The 12,993-nt window shown below is 63.8% G+C and carries 16 protein-coding genes; 8 read left to right on the plus strand and 8 right to left on the minus strand.

What is annotated here, in order from left to right; translation table 11 throughout:
• The first annotated feature begins 6 nt into the window (after nt 1-6).
• The gene (locus tag HXX15_RS09355; protein WP_296515339.1) at nt 7-981 is read left to right on the plus strand and encodes a quinone oxidoreductase; all 975 of its coding nucleotides are present in this window, start codon (nt 7-9) and stop codon (nt 979-981) included.
• A 151-nt stretch (nt 982-1,132) separates the two neighbouring features.
• On the opposite strand, the gene rimO is transcribed toward HXX15_RS09355, so the two are convergent.
• Complete coding sequence (gene rimO, locus HXX15_RS09360; RefSeq protein WP_296515341.1) at nt 1,133-2,458, minus strand: 30S ribosomal protein S12 methylthiotransferase RimO; 1,326 nt, start codon at nt 2,456-2,458, stop codon at nt 1,133-1,135.
• Between the two features lie 221 nt (nt 2,459-2,679).
• On the opposite strand from rimO, the gene HXX15_RS09365 reads away from it, so the two are divergent.
• Entirely contained in the window at nt 2,680-2,829 is a 150-nt protein-coding gene (locus HXX15_RS09365) for a hypothetical protein (protein WP_296515343.1), read from the plus strand.
• Nucleotides 2,830-2,853: 24 nt separating this feature from the next.
• On the opposite strand, the gene HXX15_RS09370 is transcribed toward HXX15_RS09365, so the two are convergent.
• Genes HXX15_RS09370 through pxpB form a run of 3 tightly spaced genes read right to left on the minus strand, consistent with a single transcriptional unit; the run spans nt 2,854 to nt 5,388 of the window.
• Entirely contained in the window at nt 2,854-3,618 is a 765-nt protein-coding gene (locus tag HXX15_RS09370; protein WP_296515345.1) for a 5-oxoprolinase subunit PxpA, read from the minus strand.
• 28 nt (nt 3,619-3,646) lie between these two features.
• Nucleotides 3,647-4,657: a biotin-dependent carboxyltransferase family protein gene (locus tag HXX15_RS09375; RefSeq protein WP_296515347.1), complete on the minus strand. Its 1,011-nt coding sequence runs from the start codon at nt 4,655-4,657 to the stop codon at nt 3,647-3,649.
• Complete coding sequence (pxpB, locus tag HXX15_RS09380; protein ID WP_296515349.1) at nt 4,654-5,388, minus strand: 5-oxoprolinase subunit PxpB; 735 nt, start codon at nt 5,386-5,388, stop codon at nt 4,654-4,656. Before pxpB ends, HXX15_RS09375 begins: the two co-directional genes overlap by 4 nt.
• Before the next feature lie 232 nt (nt 5,389-5,620).
• On the opposite strand from pxpB, the gene HXX15_RS09385 reads away from it, so the two are divergent.
• Both HXX15_RS09385 and HXX15_RS09390 read left to right on the plus strand, forming a co-directional pair.
• Complete coding sequence (locus HXX15_RS09385; protein ID WP_296515351.1) at nt 5,621-6,325, plus strand: ribonuclease activity regulator RraA; 705 nt, start codon at nt 5,621-5,623, stop codon at nt 6,323-6,325.
• A 13-nt stretch (nt 6,326-6,338) separates the two neighbouring features.
• Entirely contained in the window at nt 6,339-6,746 is a 408-nt protein-coding gene (locus tag HXX15_RS09390; RefSeq protein ID WP_296515353.1) for a cupin domain-containing protein, read from the plus strand.
• A gap of 100 nt (nt 6,747-6,846) precedes the next feature.
• On the opposite strand, the gene HXX15_RS09395 is transcribed toward HXX15_RS09390, so the two are convergent.
• Nucleotides 6,847-7,626: a DUF2147 domain-containing protein gene (locus HXX15_RS09395; RefSeq protein WP_296515355.1), complete on the minus strand. Its 780-nt coding sequence runs from the start codon at nt 7,624-7,626 to the stop codon at nt 6,847-6,849.
• 198 nt (nt 7,627-7,824) lie between these two features.
• The gene (locus tag HXX15_RS09400; RefSeq protein ID WP_296515357.1) at nt 7,825-8,607 is read right to left on the minus strand and encodes a transporter substrate-binding domain-containing protein; all 783 of its coding nucleotides are present in this window, start codon (nt 8,605-8,607) and stop codon (nt 7,825-7,827) included.
• 260 nt (nt 8,608-8,867) lie between these two features.
• Here HXX15_RS09400 and dapA point away from each other — a divergent pair, with 260 nt between their 5' ends.
• The 4 genes from dapA to HXX15_RS09420 all read left to right on the plus strand — a co-directional run bounded on the left by dapA (nt 8,868) and on the right by HXX15_RS09420 (nt 11,416).
• Nucleotides 8,868-9,758 carry a 4-hydroxy-tetrahydrodipicolinate synthase gene (gene dapA, locus HXX15_RS09405; RefSeq protein ID WP_296515359.1) on the plus strand — a complete coding sequence of 297 codons (891 nt, stop codon included), beginning with the start codon at nt 8,868-8,870 and terminating at the stop codon, nt 9,756-9,758.
• A 94-nt stretch (nt 9,759-9,852) separates the two neighbouring features.
• A complete protein-coding gene (mscL, locus tag HXX15_RS09410) occupies nt 9,853-10,266 on the plus strand; it encodes a large conductance mechanosensitive channel protein MscL (RefSeq protein ID WP_296515362.1) in 414 nt (137 codons plus the stop codon).
• Between the two features lie 64 nt (nt 10,267-10,330).
• A complete protein-coding gene (gene smpB, locus HXX15_RS09415) occupies nt 10,331-10,804 on the plus strand; it encodes an SsrA-binding protein SmpB (protein ID WP_296515364.1) in 474 nt (157 codons plus the stop codon).
• A gap of 33 nt (nt 10,805-10,837) precedes the next feature.
• Nucleotides 10,838-11,416, plus strand: coding sequence for a peroxiredoxin (locus HXX15_RS09420; RefSeq protein ID WP_296515366.1), 579 nt, complete (start codon nt 10,838-10,840; stop codon nt 11,414-11,416).
• Between the two features lie 24 nt (nt 11,417-11,440).
• Here HXX15_RS09420 and HXX15_RS09425 read toward each other — a convergent pair whose 3' ends face one another.
• Complete coding sequence (locus HXX15_RS09425) at nt 11,441-12,187, minus strand: uracil-DNA glycosylase (RefSeq protein ID WP_296515369.1); 747 nt, start codon at nt 12,185-12,187, stop codon at nt 11,441-11,443.
• Nucleotides 12,117-12,743 carry an NYN domain-containing protein gene (locus HXX15_RS09430; RefSeq protein WP_296515371.1) on the minus strand — a complete coding sequence of 209 codons (627 nt, stop codon included), beginning with the start codon at nt 12,741-12,743 and terminating at the stop codon, nt 12,117-12,119. Before HXX15_RS09430 ends, HXX15_RS09425 begins: the two co-directional genes overlap by 71 nt.
• Between the last annotated feature and the right edge of the window lie 250 nt (nt 12,744-12,993).

Here is a 12,993-nt window from a genome sequence, read left to right on the forward strand (position 1 = left end):
GTGACGATGACGATGGCGGTTCGGGTGCATAAGGTGGGGGGACCGGAAGCGCTGGTCTATGAAGCTGTCGACGTCCCGGCGCCGGGCGACGGCGAGGTCCGGATTCGCCAGCGCGCCGTCGGCCTGAACTTCATCGACGTGTACTTTCGCACCGGACTGTACAAGGCGCCGACGATGCCGTTCATCGCCGGCAACGAGGCCGCCGGCGAAGTCGTCTCGGTCGGTCCCCACGTCACCAATTTCCATCCCGGCGACCGCGTCGCGTATTATTACAACCTCGGCGGCTACGCCACCGAGCGCAACATTCCCGCTGACAAGCTGGTGAAGCTGCCCGACCATATCACCTACGAGCAGGGCGCGGTGCTGATGCTCAAGGGGCTGACGGTGTGGTATCTGCTGCACAAGACCTTCAAGGTCGAGCCCGGGCACCGCGTGCTGATCCATGCGGCGGCTGGCGGCATCGGGCTGCTGGCCTGTCAATGGGCGCGGGCGCTCGGCGCACATGTGATCGGCACCGTCGGCTCCAAGGCCAAGGCCGAGCTCGCGGAGGCCAATGGTTGCGATCACGTCATTCTGTACAACGAGGAAGACTTCGTCGCGCGGGTCAAGCAGATCAGCCGCAACGAACTATGCGACGTGGTCTATGATGGCGTCGGCAAAACCACCTTTCCGGGGTCGCTGTCCTGCATCAAGCCGCGCGGCTTGTTCGTCAGTTTCGGCAACGCGTCGGGGCCGGTGCCGCCGTTCTCGCTGGCCGAGCTCAACAATCACGGCTCGCTGTTCGCGACCCGTCCGAAGCTGAACGACTATGTCGGGACGCGGAAGGAACTGATGGAGGGCGCCGATGCGCTGTTCTCGGCGGTGATCGAGGGCAAGCTGCACGTCCCGATCAATCACGCCTATGCGCTGAAGGACGCCGCGAAGGCGCATATCGACCTTGAAGGCCGCGTCACCACCGGCGCGTCGATCCTGAAGCCGTAGGTCAGCGACGGCATCTCAACGCACAATCATGTCGTCCCCCGCGAAAGCGGGGGATCCAGTATTCCAGAGCGGCGATGTTCAACGATCAGCGCTCTAGAATACTGGGTCGCCCGGTCAAGCCGGGCGATGACAGCTGCGTTGTGGCTGCGCCTCAGAATCCCGCCACGGTGCCGTGCAAATCGTACGCGTCGGCGCGTTCGATCTTGGCGGTAACGATCTCGCCGACTCGCAGCGGGCGCCGGCTCGACAGGTAGACCGCGCCGTCGATCTGCGGCGCGTCGGCCTTGGAGCGGCCCTTCGACACGGTCGCGCCGACTTCGTCGATGATCACCTGCTGCCTCGTGCCGACCTTGCGCTTCAGTCGCCGTGCCGAAATCACCTGCTGCCGCGCCATCAGCGCGTTCCAGCGGTCCTGCTTGATCTCCTCCGGCACCGCGTTGCCAAGCGCGTTCGATGATGCTCCCGCCACCGGTTCGTATTTGAAGGCGCCGAGCCGGTCGATCTCGGCTTCTTCGAGCCAATCCAGCAGATACGCGAAGTCGCTTTCGGTTTCGCCGGGGAAGCCGACAATGAAGGTCGAGCGCAGCGTCAGATCGGGGCATTGTTCGCGCCAGCGCTTGATCCGTTCCAGCGTCTTGTCCTGCGCCGCCGGCCGCTTCATCTGTTTCAGCACCTCGGGGCTGGCGTGCTGAAACGGGATGTCGAGATAGGGCAGGATCTTGCCCTCGGTCATCAGCGCGATGACTTCGTCGACATGCGGGTAGGGATAGACATATTGCAGCCGGACCCAGGCGCCGAATTCGCCGAGCTCTTTGGCGAGGTCGAAGAAGCGGGCGCGGACCTCGCGATCCTTCCACGGGCTCGATGCGTATTTCAGGTCGACGCCGTAGGCCGAAGTGTCCTGCGAGATCACCAGCAGTTCCTTGACGCCGGCGGCGACCAGCTTCTCGGCCTCGCGCAGCACCTCGTTTGCCGGCCGCGACACCAGATCGCCGCGCAGCTTGGGGATGATGCAGAAGCTGCAGCGGTTGTTGCAGCCCTCGGAAATCTTCAAATAAGCGTAGTGCCGCGGCGTCAGCTTGATGCCCTGCGGCGGCACCAGGTCGAGATGCGGATTGTGCAGCGGCGGCTTCGCCCGATGCACCGCGTCGAGCACGCTTTCATATTGCTGCGGACCCGAGATCGACAGCACGCCCGGATAGGCCGCCTCGATCTGTTCGGGCTCGGCGCCCATGCAGCCGGTGACGATGACTTTGCCGTTGGCGGCCATCGCCTCGCCGATCGCGCCGAGCGATTCCTTCTTGGCGCTGTCGAGAAAACCGCAGGTGTTGACGATCACCAGATCGGCGCCGTCGTGGTTGCGGGCGAGCTCGTAGCCTTCGGCGCGCAGCCGGGTGATGATGCGCTCCGAGTCCACCAGCGCCTTGGGGCATCCCAGCGAGACAAAGCTGATTTTGGGCGCGGAGGCCTGTTGCATCGTTCAAACTGCCTGATTGAGGTGCTGAAGCTAACCCTGATCGGCAGTCTTTACAAGGCGTTAGTTCCCCGGCGGCGAATGAAACAGGCACCGCCGGTTCCAAAACGAGAAAATTTCTCTGCATTGAGGGACCCGGACGGCAACGGTGTTGTTATTTCGCGAGCCACCTTGCCGACGACCGAATTCGGAATTCTATTGAGCCGAGCCAGTGGAGATCGAAAATGCGAGAGCTTTCAGCAGAATCCCGGTTGGGAATGGCACGGCCGGTACCGGGGCGGCTGGCGGAGGGCATCCGGCTGGTCGCCATTGCGGCCGCCTTCGCACTGATCGCCGCGGTGACGTTTGGGACCTTGTCGACGCACCCGTTCTGATACGCTTGCAGGCGCCGGCTATCATCACGGCTTGGCGAACGGCGCAACGGCGATTCCATTGTCCTTCAATGCCTGTCTGACCCCGCGCGCGATTTCGACTGCACCCGGCGTGTCGCCATGAATGCAGACGGTGTCGGTCCGCATCTTGATCACCTTGCCGCTCACCGAGACCACCGCGCCGTCCTGCACCATCCGGACCACGCGCTGGGCGATTGCGGTCGGCTCATGCAGCACCGCGCCGGGCTTCTTGCGCGACACCAGCGTGCCGTTGTCCTCATAGGCGCGGTCGGCGAATACCTCGTGGACCAGCGGCAGCCCGGCGGCTTCGCCGGCATCGACCAGTTTGGAATTCGCCAGCACCACGAAAATCAGCGTCGGATCGACCACCTTGATCGCGGCGGCAATGGCCCTCGCCGTCATGTCGTCCTCGCAGGCGACATTGGACAGCGCACCATGCGCCTTGACGTGGGTGACCTTGTGACCGGCGAGCGAGGCCACCGCCTGCAGCGCACCGATCTGGTAGGCGACTAGATTCTCGATTTCTTTGGATGAGAGACCAGCGACCGGCCGTCGGCCGAAGCCGTGCAAATCGCGATAGCCGGGATGGGCGCCGATGCTGACGCCGCGCGCCTTGGCCAGTGCGGCGGTGTTGCGCATGATGTCGGCGTCGCCGGCGTGGAAGCCGCAGGCGATGTTGACGCTGGTGGCGAGCTCGAGCATCGCCGCGTCGTTGCCCATCTCCCACGCGCCGAACCCCTCGCCGAGATCGCAATTCAGATCGATGGTCATGTGCTGTCTGCCTGGTTGTGTGATCATGCTACGCGTCGAAAGCATTGGTCGCCACGCCGGCGACATTGGCGCTGTGCAACGCGTCGATATCGAGCTGCGAGGCCTGCGCATCGACGACGCGGCTGGGCAGGGCTCGGATCAGTTGCGCCATCGCCCGGTACTCCGCCTGTGCCTGCGCCATGCTGACGGCCTGGAAACGAAAGCCCCGGCCAGCCTGGGTTTGCGCCAGCCGCCGCAGATCAGCCGTGATGACGGTGGCGATTTTCGGATAGCCGCCGCTGGTGCCGCGATCGGGCATCAGCACGATCGGCTGGCCATTGCCGGGGATCTGGATACTGCCGTTGACGGTGCCGTCGGACACAATGTTGTGGCCATGCAGGTGTTTGATCGGCGGTCCTTCGAGTCGATAGCCCATCCGGTCGCTGGTCGCCGATATTTGCCACTCGCTGTCGAGAAACAATTGCACGGCATCGGTGGCGAATTCGTCGTCCTGCGGCCCGAGCAAAACTCGGATCGGCGCGTCTGTCGGGTTCGGCAGATCGATCCTGAGCTCGCGGGTGCCGCTGGCAGCCGTCACCCGAATTTCATCGCCCGGCTGCAGCGGCCGGGGAAATGGACTGCCGAGCCCGGCGCGGGCGTTGACAGCGAGGCTGCCGAACATCAGCTCGCCCTGAATACCACCCTCGATCGCCAGATAGCTGAACACGCCGCCGCGGGCGACGCCGAGCGTCAGGCGCTCGCCTTCGGTGAGGGTGATGGATTCATTGAGGCTGATGGGGCGGCCCTCCACCGCAGCGGGACGCTGCGCTCCGGCGAGGGCAATCCTGACCGGACCGCCGCGCGCGGTGAAGGCAGAGCCGAGCGGTCCGAGTTCGATCGCGGCGGCGAACGGCGCATTGCCGAGCAGCGCATTGGCGGCGGCGAGCGCCAGCGTATCCATCGCACCGCTCGGCGTCAGGCCGTAGCGCTGCGCACCGTGGCGCCCGGCGTCCTGCACCGATGTCGCCGGGCCCGCGGCGGTGACCACGAGCTTGCTCATGAGGTGAGCAATTCGGCGACGATCTCGCCGTGCTCGGCGGCGCGATCCTGCTCGGCGAATTGGTGAGCGTCAATCGCGACGAAACTCACCGCGTCACCGGGTTCCAGCAGAAAGATCGGATCGCGATGCAGCTGATAGGTGCGCACCGGGGTGCGTCCCAACAAATGCCAGCCGCTGGGTCCGGCCAGGCACTGGATGCCGGTCTGCACGCCGCCGATCGAGATCGTACCGGCCGGCGTCAGCAGCCGCGGATTCTGCCGGCGCGGCATCTGCAGCGACGGATCGAGGCCGCTGAGGTAGGACCAGCCCGGCGTGAAGCCGATCATCGCGACGCGATAATCGGCGGCGACATGGCGCGCTACCACTTCATCGGCGCTGATACCAAGCGCCGTCGCGACGTCGTCGAGATCGATGCCATGCTCGCCGCCATAGCTGACCGGAATGCGCCAGTGCCGCTTCGCCACGGCCTCCGATGCGGGATGGGACTGCGCCAGCGCTGTCAGCTGTGCCGCAAGCTCGTCGAAGCCGATCTGTTCCGGATCGTAGTGCACCAGCAGCGAGCGATAGGTCGGCACGGTTTCGGTGACGCCGGCGACTGCGTCGCGCGCCATCGCACGATCGAGCGCTAGCACGCGCCGATTGGCCTCCGCGCTGATCGCACGGCCGAACTCCACCGTGATGGCGGCGTCGCCGCTGGGCAGCATGCGGGGTGGGGACAGGATGGCAGTCATGGGCTCGATAAAATCATGAGCGAAGTGACAGCGATAGCGCGTTTTCAAAGCGAGTGAAAATCACTTCGTGCGATGCATCGTGCAGCGATAAAGCTGCGGCGCGCAACGCGATAAGGTGAGGTGATCGGTGGTGACGGCTGTTCCGCACGAAGTTGCGGTCTGCGGTCTTGACGCAGCGACCATCGCCCGCAAGATGCGCCGCCGAATAGACCTCACCGGAGCTAGCCTGTTCATGTCGTTGACCCCCGAAGCGATCGCCATCCTCGCGCGCGTCTCCACCGCGACCATCACCACGGTGCTGTTGAAGAAGGGATTGCGCAACGTCTGGCTGCGCGGCGCGCGGCCGCTGCGGCCGGGACAGCCGCGGCTGGTCGGCTCGGCCTTCACGCTGCGCTTCGTGCCGGCGCGCGAGGATCTGGCGACGCCGGAATCCTGGGCGTCGCCGATCTCCACCCGCGCCGCGATCGAGGCGATGCCGGAGGGCTGCATCGCGGTGGTCGACGCCATGGGCATCACCGATGCCGGGATCTTCGGCGACATCCTGTGCGCGCGGATTGTGAAACGCGGCGTCACCGCGCTAATCACCGACGGCGTGGTGCGCGATCTCGAAGGCGTGCTCGGCACCGGGCTGCCAGTGTGGTGCGATGGCTTCGCGGCGCCGCCCTCGGTCGCCGGCCTGACTTTCGTCGGCTGGGGTGAGCCGATCGGCTGCGGCGGCGTCGCGGTGTTTCCGAACGACGTCATTGTCGCCGATCAGGACGGCGCGGTGCTGATCCCGCAGGCGCTGCTTGATCACGTCCTGGCCGAAGGCCCGGAGCAGGAACGGATGGAAGGCTGGATCGTCGATCAGGTCAACGAAGGCGCGGTGTTGCCCGGTCTGTATCCGATGAACGCCGAGACCAAGGCACGCTACGCGGCCTGGAAGGCAAGCCACTAAGGGAGATTCGACCATGGAGATTTTTCTCGCCGGTTTGCGGCCGACCCGTAGGGCACCCGCCGAGTATTTCACCGGCACGGTCTGGCAGGACCCGATCGTGACCGCCGAAGCCCCGGCGCGGCTCGTCGCGGTGCGCGTGGCGTTCGAGCCTGGCGCGCGGACCGCGTGGCACACCCATCCGCTGGGCCAGACCCTCTACGTCGTGACCGGCGTCGGCCGGGTGCAGACCCAGGGCGGTCCGGTCCGCGAAATCCGGCCCGGCGATACGGTGTGGATTCCGCCCGGCGAGAAGCACTGGCACGGCGCGGCGCCGGCCAATGCCATGACCCATATCGCGATGCAGGAAGCAGTGGACGGCAGCGCCGTGACCTGGATGGAGCAGGTCACAGACGAGGAATACGGTTCCGCTGTAGGCGGTTAGCGAAAAAAGTTATTATTGGTTCTAAACCTGCGCTGCGAGAGTCTTTGGACACGCCAAGGCCCTGCCGATCGAGCAGGGCCTTGAGCCAGGTCAGGGCGGCTCAGTTGACGCGGCTCCAGGTCTGGCCGCCGCAGAACATGCCGCCGAAGGCGCATCCCTGGACGCGAAGCGTGTCGGGGCCCTTCAGGGCGATGGTGGAGTCGTAGTTGCTGCCGCTTTTCGGATCGTGGATGCGGCCGCTCCATTTGTTGTCGCTGACCGGCTTCATGTTGATCAGGATCTTCTCGTTGTCCTTCATCGCATAGCCGCAGAGGTTCGGACCGCAGGGCTCGATGCGAATCTTGCCTTCCTTTTCTTCGGTCAGCCAGATACCGAGCGGCGAGGCGGCCGCGGTCGAGGTCGGGGGAGCATTTTGCTCAGGCGTCGAAGCCGGCGCGGATGCCACCACCGGCGCGGTACGGTCGGCCGCGGAGGGAGCTGCCGGGGTCGACGCAGCCGGCTGGTCGGGGGTCCGGCTGGCGGTGGTGGCAGGCTGAGCGGCGGGGGCCGCGGCCGTGGCGCCATTGGCGGGCTGCAGCGATTCGCGGCTCGCCGCGGGCGCGTTCGCCGTCGCGGCGGGCGGTCCCAGCGGCTCCCGGTTGGTCTGGCGTTTGGACTTGTTGTCGAGATCGTCGTCACGATCGATCCGCGCGCGATTGCCGCGCTTCGGCCCGGATTCATAGATGCCGGGGATCGAGACCGAGACACAGGATGGCGAATCGCAGTCGGAGGGTTTGTCGATATGGATGGTGCGGCCACCGATATCGAACGAATATGAGTCGCCGGCATGGGCGGCCGAGGTCGCCAACAGCACCGTGGCCAGAACAAAGAGCCTTTTCATCACGACCTCCTGGAGGCTGGAGCCTATTCCCAATCTTGACCTATTTTGCACCGGCACGCGGATGTTGAGCGTGACTCACATCACTCAATAAATGTGAGACCGCAAATTGGACGAAGGTTCACCATTCTTCCCGAACCGCTTTGGTAAAATTGGGGCGGAAGGCTGACCGGCCTGCCCGGGGCGTTCGCCCCCGGGGCATCAGTCGAACCATTTCCGGTAGACGTCCCGGAAGCTGCCGTCTTCCATCTTGATATGCAGCCATTGATCGACGAACTGCTTCAGTGCGATGTCGCGCTGCAGCCAATAGGCTTTCTCGGCGAAATCGAACGGTTTGGTGGGGTGGATGGCGCACAGCACGCCAGGATGAAGCTTCTGCTGGTACAAGGTCTCGGACGCATCGGTCATCATCAGATCGGCATGGCCGTTGGCGATTTCGTCGAAGATCGTGACGTTATCGTTGTGAGTCGTGATCTCGGCGATCTTCACATGGGCCCGCGCGAAGCGTTCATTGGTGCCGCCTGGATTGACGATCACCCGGGTTCCCGGCTTGTCGATGTCCGCCAAGCTGTCGAATTTCTCCTTGTCCGCGCAGCGCGCGATCGGGGTCTTGCCTTCGCGCATGATCGGCGACGAAAATAACCCTTTCTTCTGGCGGTCGAGCGTGATCGAGACGCCGCCCATCGCGACGTCAAACTTGTCGGCTTCAAAATCCTTCATCAGTTGCGGCCAACTGGTCCGGACGTAGTCGACCTTGACGCCGAGCGCCTTCGCCAGCGCCTCCGCCATGTCGACATCGAAGCCCCGGAAGGCCGACGTGGTCTGGTCGAAGGCGGTGAATGGCAAATAGTCGCCGGTCATCCCGACCCGCAGTGTTCCGCGCTGGACGATCTCATCTAGTCGCGAGGACGAGGTCGATTGGGCAGCAGCAGGAGAGGCCGCGAGCAGCACCGTGGCCAACAGGCCGGCAAGAATTCGGAGCATCGGTTCCCCCCCTGGCGCATCATCGCAAGCCTGTCGCTCGCTCCGACCATTCGCAAGTTCGGGATCGACTATCGGTCCGTCGATGCTGGTGTCAATTGTGGAAAAGCCCGGCAGCGGTGGCCTTGCGCCCTGAATCGGCGTTGAAATCGGGGCTGCCGCGACCCTTTCGCGCCGGCTCCGGACCCGGTATGAATTGATGTGACAAGACAAATTCGTTCCGGTCAACCGGGCGGTTTCAGCGGGCCTCAGGAGAACAGAACATGGCAACCAAGACGAAATTTCAGGGGTCTCTGACCGCCTTGGTGACGCCGTTCAAAAACGGCTCGCTCGACGAGGCTGCGTTCCGCGCGCTCGTCAGCTGGCAGATCGCCGAGGGCACCAGCGGTCTGGTGCCGGTCGGCACCACCGGCGAGAGCCCGACGGTCAGCCACTACGAGCACCGGCAGATCGTGGAATGGTGCATCGACGAGGCCAAGGGACGGGTGCCGGTGATCGCTGGCGCCGGCTCGAACTCCACCAAGGAGGCGGTCGAACTGGCGCAGCACGCCGAGAAGGCCGGTGCCGACGCCGTGCTGGTGGTGACGCCGTATTACAACAAGCCGACCCAGGAAGGCATGTATCACCACTTCAAGGCGGTGAACGATGCGATCGGGATTCCGATCTTCATCTACAACATCCCGCCGCGCTCGGTCGTCGACATGTCGGTCGAGACCATGACCAGGCTATCCGAACTGAAGAACATCATCGGAGTGAAGGACGCCACCGGCAATCTCGCCCGGGTCTCGCAGCAGCGTCACGCCATGGGACCGGATTTCATCCAACTCTCCGGCGAGGACATGACGGCGCTGGCCTATATGGCGGCGGGCGGCCACGGCTGCATCTCGGTGGTCGCCAATGTGGCTCCAAAACCCTGCGCCGAATTGATGGCGGCGGTGCTGAAGGGCGACTACGCCGCAGCGCTCGAAATTCAGGACCGGCTGGTGCCGCTGCACGACGCCATCTTCAAGGAACCGGGATTGGCGGGCGCCAAGCATGGTCTCAAGCTGCTCGACCGCGTGCAGGAAGAGGTGCGGCTGCCGCTGATGCCGGTGACGCCGCCGACCGGGCAGGTGATCCGCGCCGCCATGGTCCATGCGGGGCTGCTGAATTGATCCGGCGCCGCCGTCGCTCGTCGTGACGCGGGCCGGTCGCGCCGCCATGCGTGCGAAACTCGTCAGAACAAGAAAAGACAGAGGGAGGCATTCGATGCTGAAGGAATTTCGTGAATTCGCTATGAAGGGCAATGTCGTAGACCTCGCGGTCGGCGTCATCATCGGCGCGGCGTTCGGCGCGATCGTCACCTCGATGGTTGGAGACATCATCATGCCGATCGTCGGCGCCGTCACAGGCGGCCTCGATTTCTCGAATTATTTCACCCCGCTGTCCAAATCGGTGACGGCGACCAGCCTGGCCGAGGCGAAGAAGCAGGGCGCGGTGCTGGCTTGGGGCAGTTTCCTCACGGTGACGTTGAATTTCATCATCGTCGCATTCGTGCTATTCATGGCGATCAGGGCCATGAACAGGCTGAAGCGCAGGGACGAAGCCGCCCCGGCGCCACCAAAGCCCACCCAAGAAGTGGAACTGCTTGGCGAGATCAGGGACCTGCTGAAAAAGAACTAAGTCGGACGTCGTTGGAATGGGCGTTGTCGTCACTAAATCTATTTGAACGCCCAGAGGCACCACAATGTCCGAGAAGAAAGAGCGCCCGATCAAGGTCGTGGCGGAAAACCGCAAGGCGCGGTTCAATTATGCGATCGAGGACACTCTGGAGGCGGGAATTGCGCTCACCGGGACCGAGGTCAAGTCGATCCGCAACGGCAAGAGCACGATCGCCGAATCCTACGCCGATCCGAAGAACGGCGAGATCTGGCTGATCAACGCCAATATCCCGGAATACCTGCAGGCCAACCGCTTCAACCACGAGCCGAAGCGGCCGCGCAAATTGCTGCTGCATCGCAAGCAAATCAACAAGCTGATGGGCGCGGTGGAGCGCCAGGGCATGACCCTGGTGCCTCTGAAGATGTATTTCAACGAGCGCGGCCGGGTGAAATTGCAGCTCGCGCTGGCCAAGGGCAAGCAGCTGCATGACAAGCGCGACACCGAGAAGAAACGCGATTGGGGCCGGGAAAAAGGCCGGCTGATGCGCGCGCGCGGCTAGCCGGGCTTTCGGTCGGACGATGAGGACTGCGCGATGAACCAGAAGAACCTAATGGAGGTGGACTGGAGCACGATTCCAGCGCCGGTCGATGATGGTGCTGCTGCGCATCTGATCGGAATGTCGGTGCCGCCGGTTGGTCTCGTTGCAACCAACGATACCTCGGTGACGCTGTCGACATTGACCGGACGCAGCGTGGTGTTCGCCTATCCGCGCACCGGTGAACCTGGAAAAATCGCGCTGGTCGACGACTGGGACATGATCCCCGGCGCGCGCGGCTGCACGCCGCAGACCTGCGCGTTCCGCGACCTGTTCGCCGAGTTGAAGGCCGCCGGCGCGACGCAGGTGTTCGGATTATCGACCCAAAGCAATGCTTACCAGACCGAGATGGCGTCGCGGCTGCATCTGCCGTTTCCGGTGCTGTCCGATGCAAAGCTCGAACTGACCCATGCGCTAAAACTGCCGACGATGGAAGTCGCCGGGCTGACCATGATCAAGCGGCTAGCGATGATCATCGACGATGGCCGCATCCGCCATGTGTTCTATCCGGTATTTCCGCCGGATCGGAATGCCGGCGACGTGCTGGCCTGGCTGAAGGCGAATCCGGTTGAATGACTTCAGGTATGCGTCCGGGGTACCTCAGGCGCGATCCAGATCCGCGCGCAGCCGCGCGAACACCGACTGAAACATCTGCGGCGTCAGCACGCGGGTATTCGTATTGTAGCGCGAGCAATGATAGCTGTCGTACAGCCGCAGCGCGCCGGCCTGATGCACCGCGCCGTGTCCGAATGGCGCCAGCGCCGCGCGCAGTCCCAACGCCTTGACGGTCGAATCATGGGCTACCCGTCCGAGCGCGACGATGGCGCGCAACCGCGGCATCGTCTCCAGAACAGCACTGAGGAATTGCCGGCAGGTGTTGATCTCGGCCGGCAGCGGTTTGTTCTGTGGCGGCACGCAGCGCACCGCGTTGCTGATCCGGCAATCGACCAGTTGCAGCCCGTCGTCGGGATGCGCCTGATAGTCGCCTTGGGCAAATCCATATTCGATCAACGTCGCGTAGAGCAGATCGCCGGCATAGTCGCCAGTGAACGGCCGCCCGGTGCGGTTGGCGCCCTGCAGACCGGGCGCAAGTCCGACGATCAAGAGCTGGGCATCAGCCTTGCCGAACGAAGGCACCGGGGCATTGAACCAGTCCGGTTGGCGCGCGCGCGCGTCGAGCCGAAAGGCGGCTAGCCTTGGACACAGCGGGCATTCGCGGGTGGGTTCGGTACGGGAGAGGACGGCGGCGGCCGTCGGGCCGCGCGCCGGGCTTTTCTCAATCTTCGAAATCGTCGTCGTCGCCCCTGGCCGCCACGGTCGTCGCCCGCTGCAGGAATTGCGGCGCATGACGCGGTTCGCGCGGCGCGGGACGCTCAGCCGGGTCGCGGCCCAGCTTGGATTGCAACTCGACCAAGTCGGTGAAGACATCGGCCTGACGGCGAAGTTCGTCGGCGATCATCGGCGGCTGGCTGGAGATCGTCGACACCACGGTGACGCGAACGCCGCGGCGCTGCACCGCCTCGACCAGCGAGCGGAAATCGCCGTCGCCGGAGAACAGCACCATCTGGTCGATGTGCTCGGCCAGTTCCATCGCATCGACGGCGAGCTCGATGTCCATGTTGCCCTTGACCTTGCGGCGGCCACTGGCGTCGATGAATTCCTTGGTCGCCTTGGTGACGACGGTGTAGCCGTTGTAGTCGAGCCAGTCGATCAATGGCCGAATCGACGAATATTCCTGATCCTCGATGATCGCGGTGTAATAAAATGCGCGAAGGAGGGTGCCTCGGCTTTGGAATTCCTTCAGGAGACGCTTGTAATCGATGTCGAAGCCTAGCGTCTTTGCAGTTGCGTAGAGGTTGGCGCCGTCAATAAACAGCGCAATCTTGTTGTTGGCAGGGGACATCGAGTTCTCTCGTGTGGTCTGTTGTTAGATTTTTGGCGCGGCAGCAATGAACCGCGCATTTCAAAGTCCAATTTGACACTAATATTAATTGCTCGGCGTACCACACACCACTACCGGCTCGGCAACGCAAGTAGGGTAAGTCTATACTTTTGTTTCGGGAATGCAGCTCCTAATTGACCAGTTCGGGTTTGCACGGGGAGCCGGTGCCGACATCCGTTGTGGCCAGATGCCTTGTTTGTGGGATTAACAG

It is taken from the genome of Rhodopseudomonas sp. (assembly GCF_013377015.1).
GTDB lineage: Bacteria > Pseudomonadota > Alphaproteobacteria > Rhizobiales > Xanthobacteraceae > JARJEH01.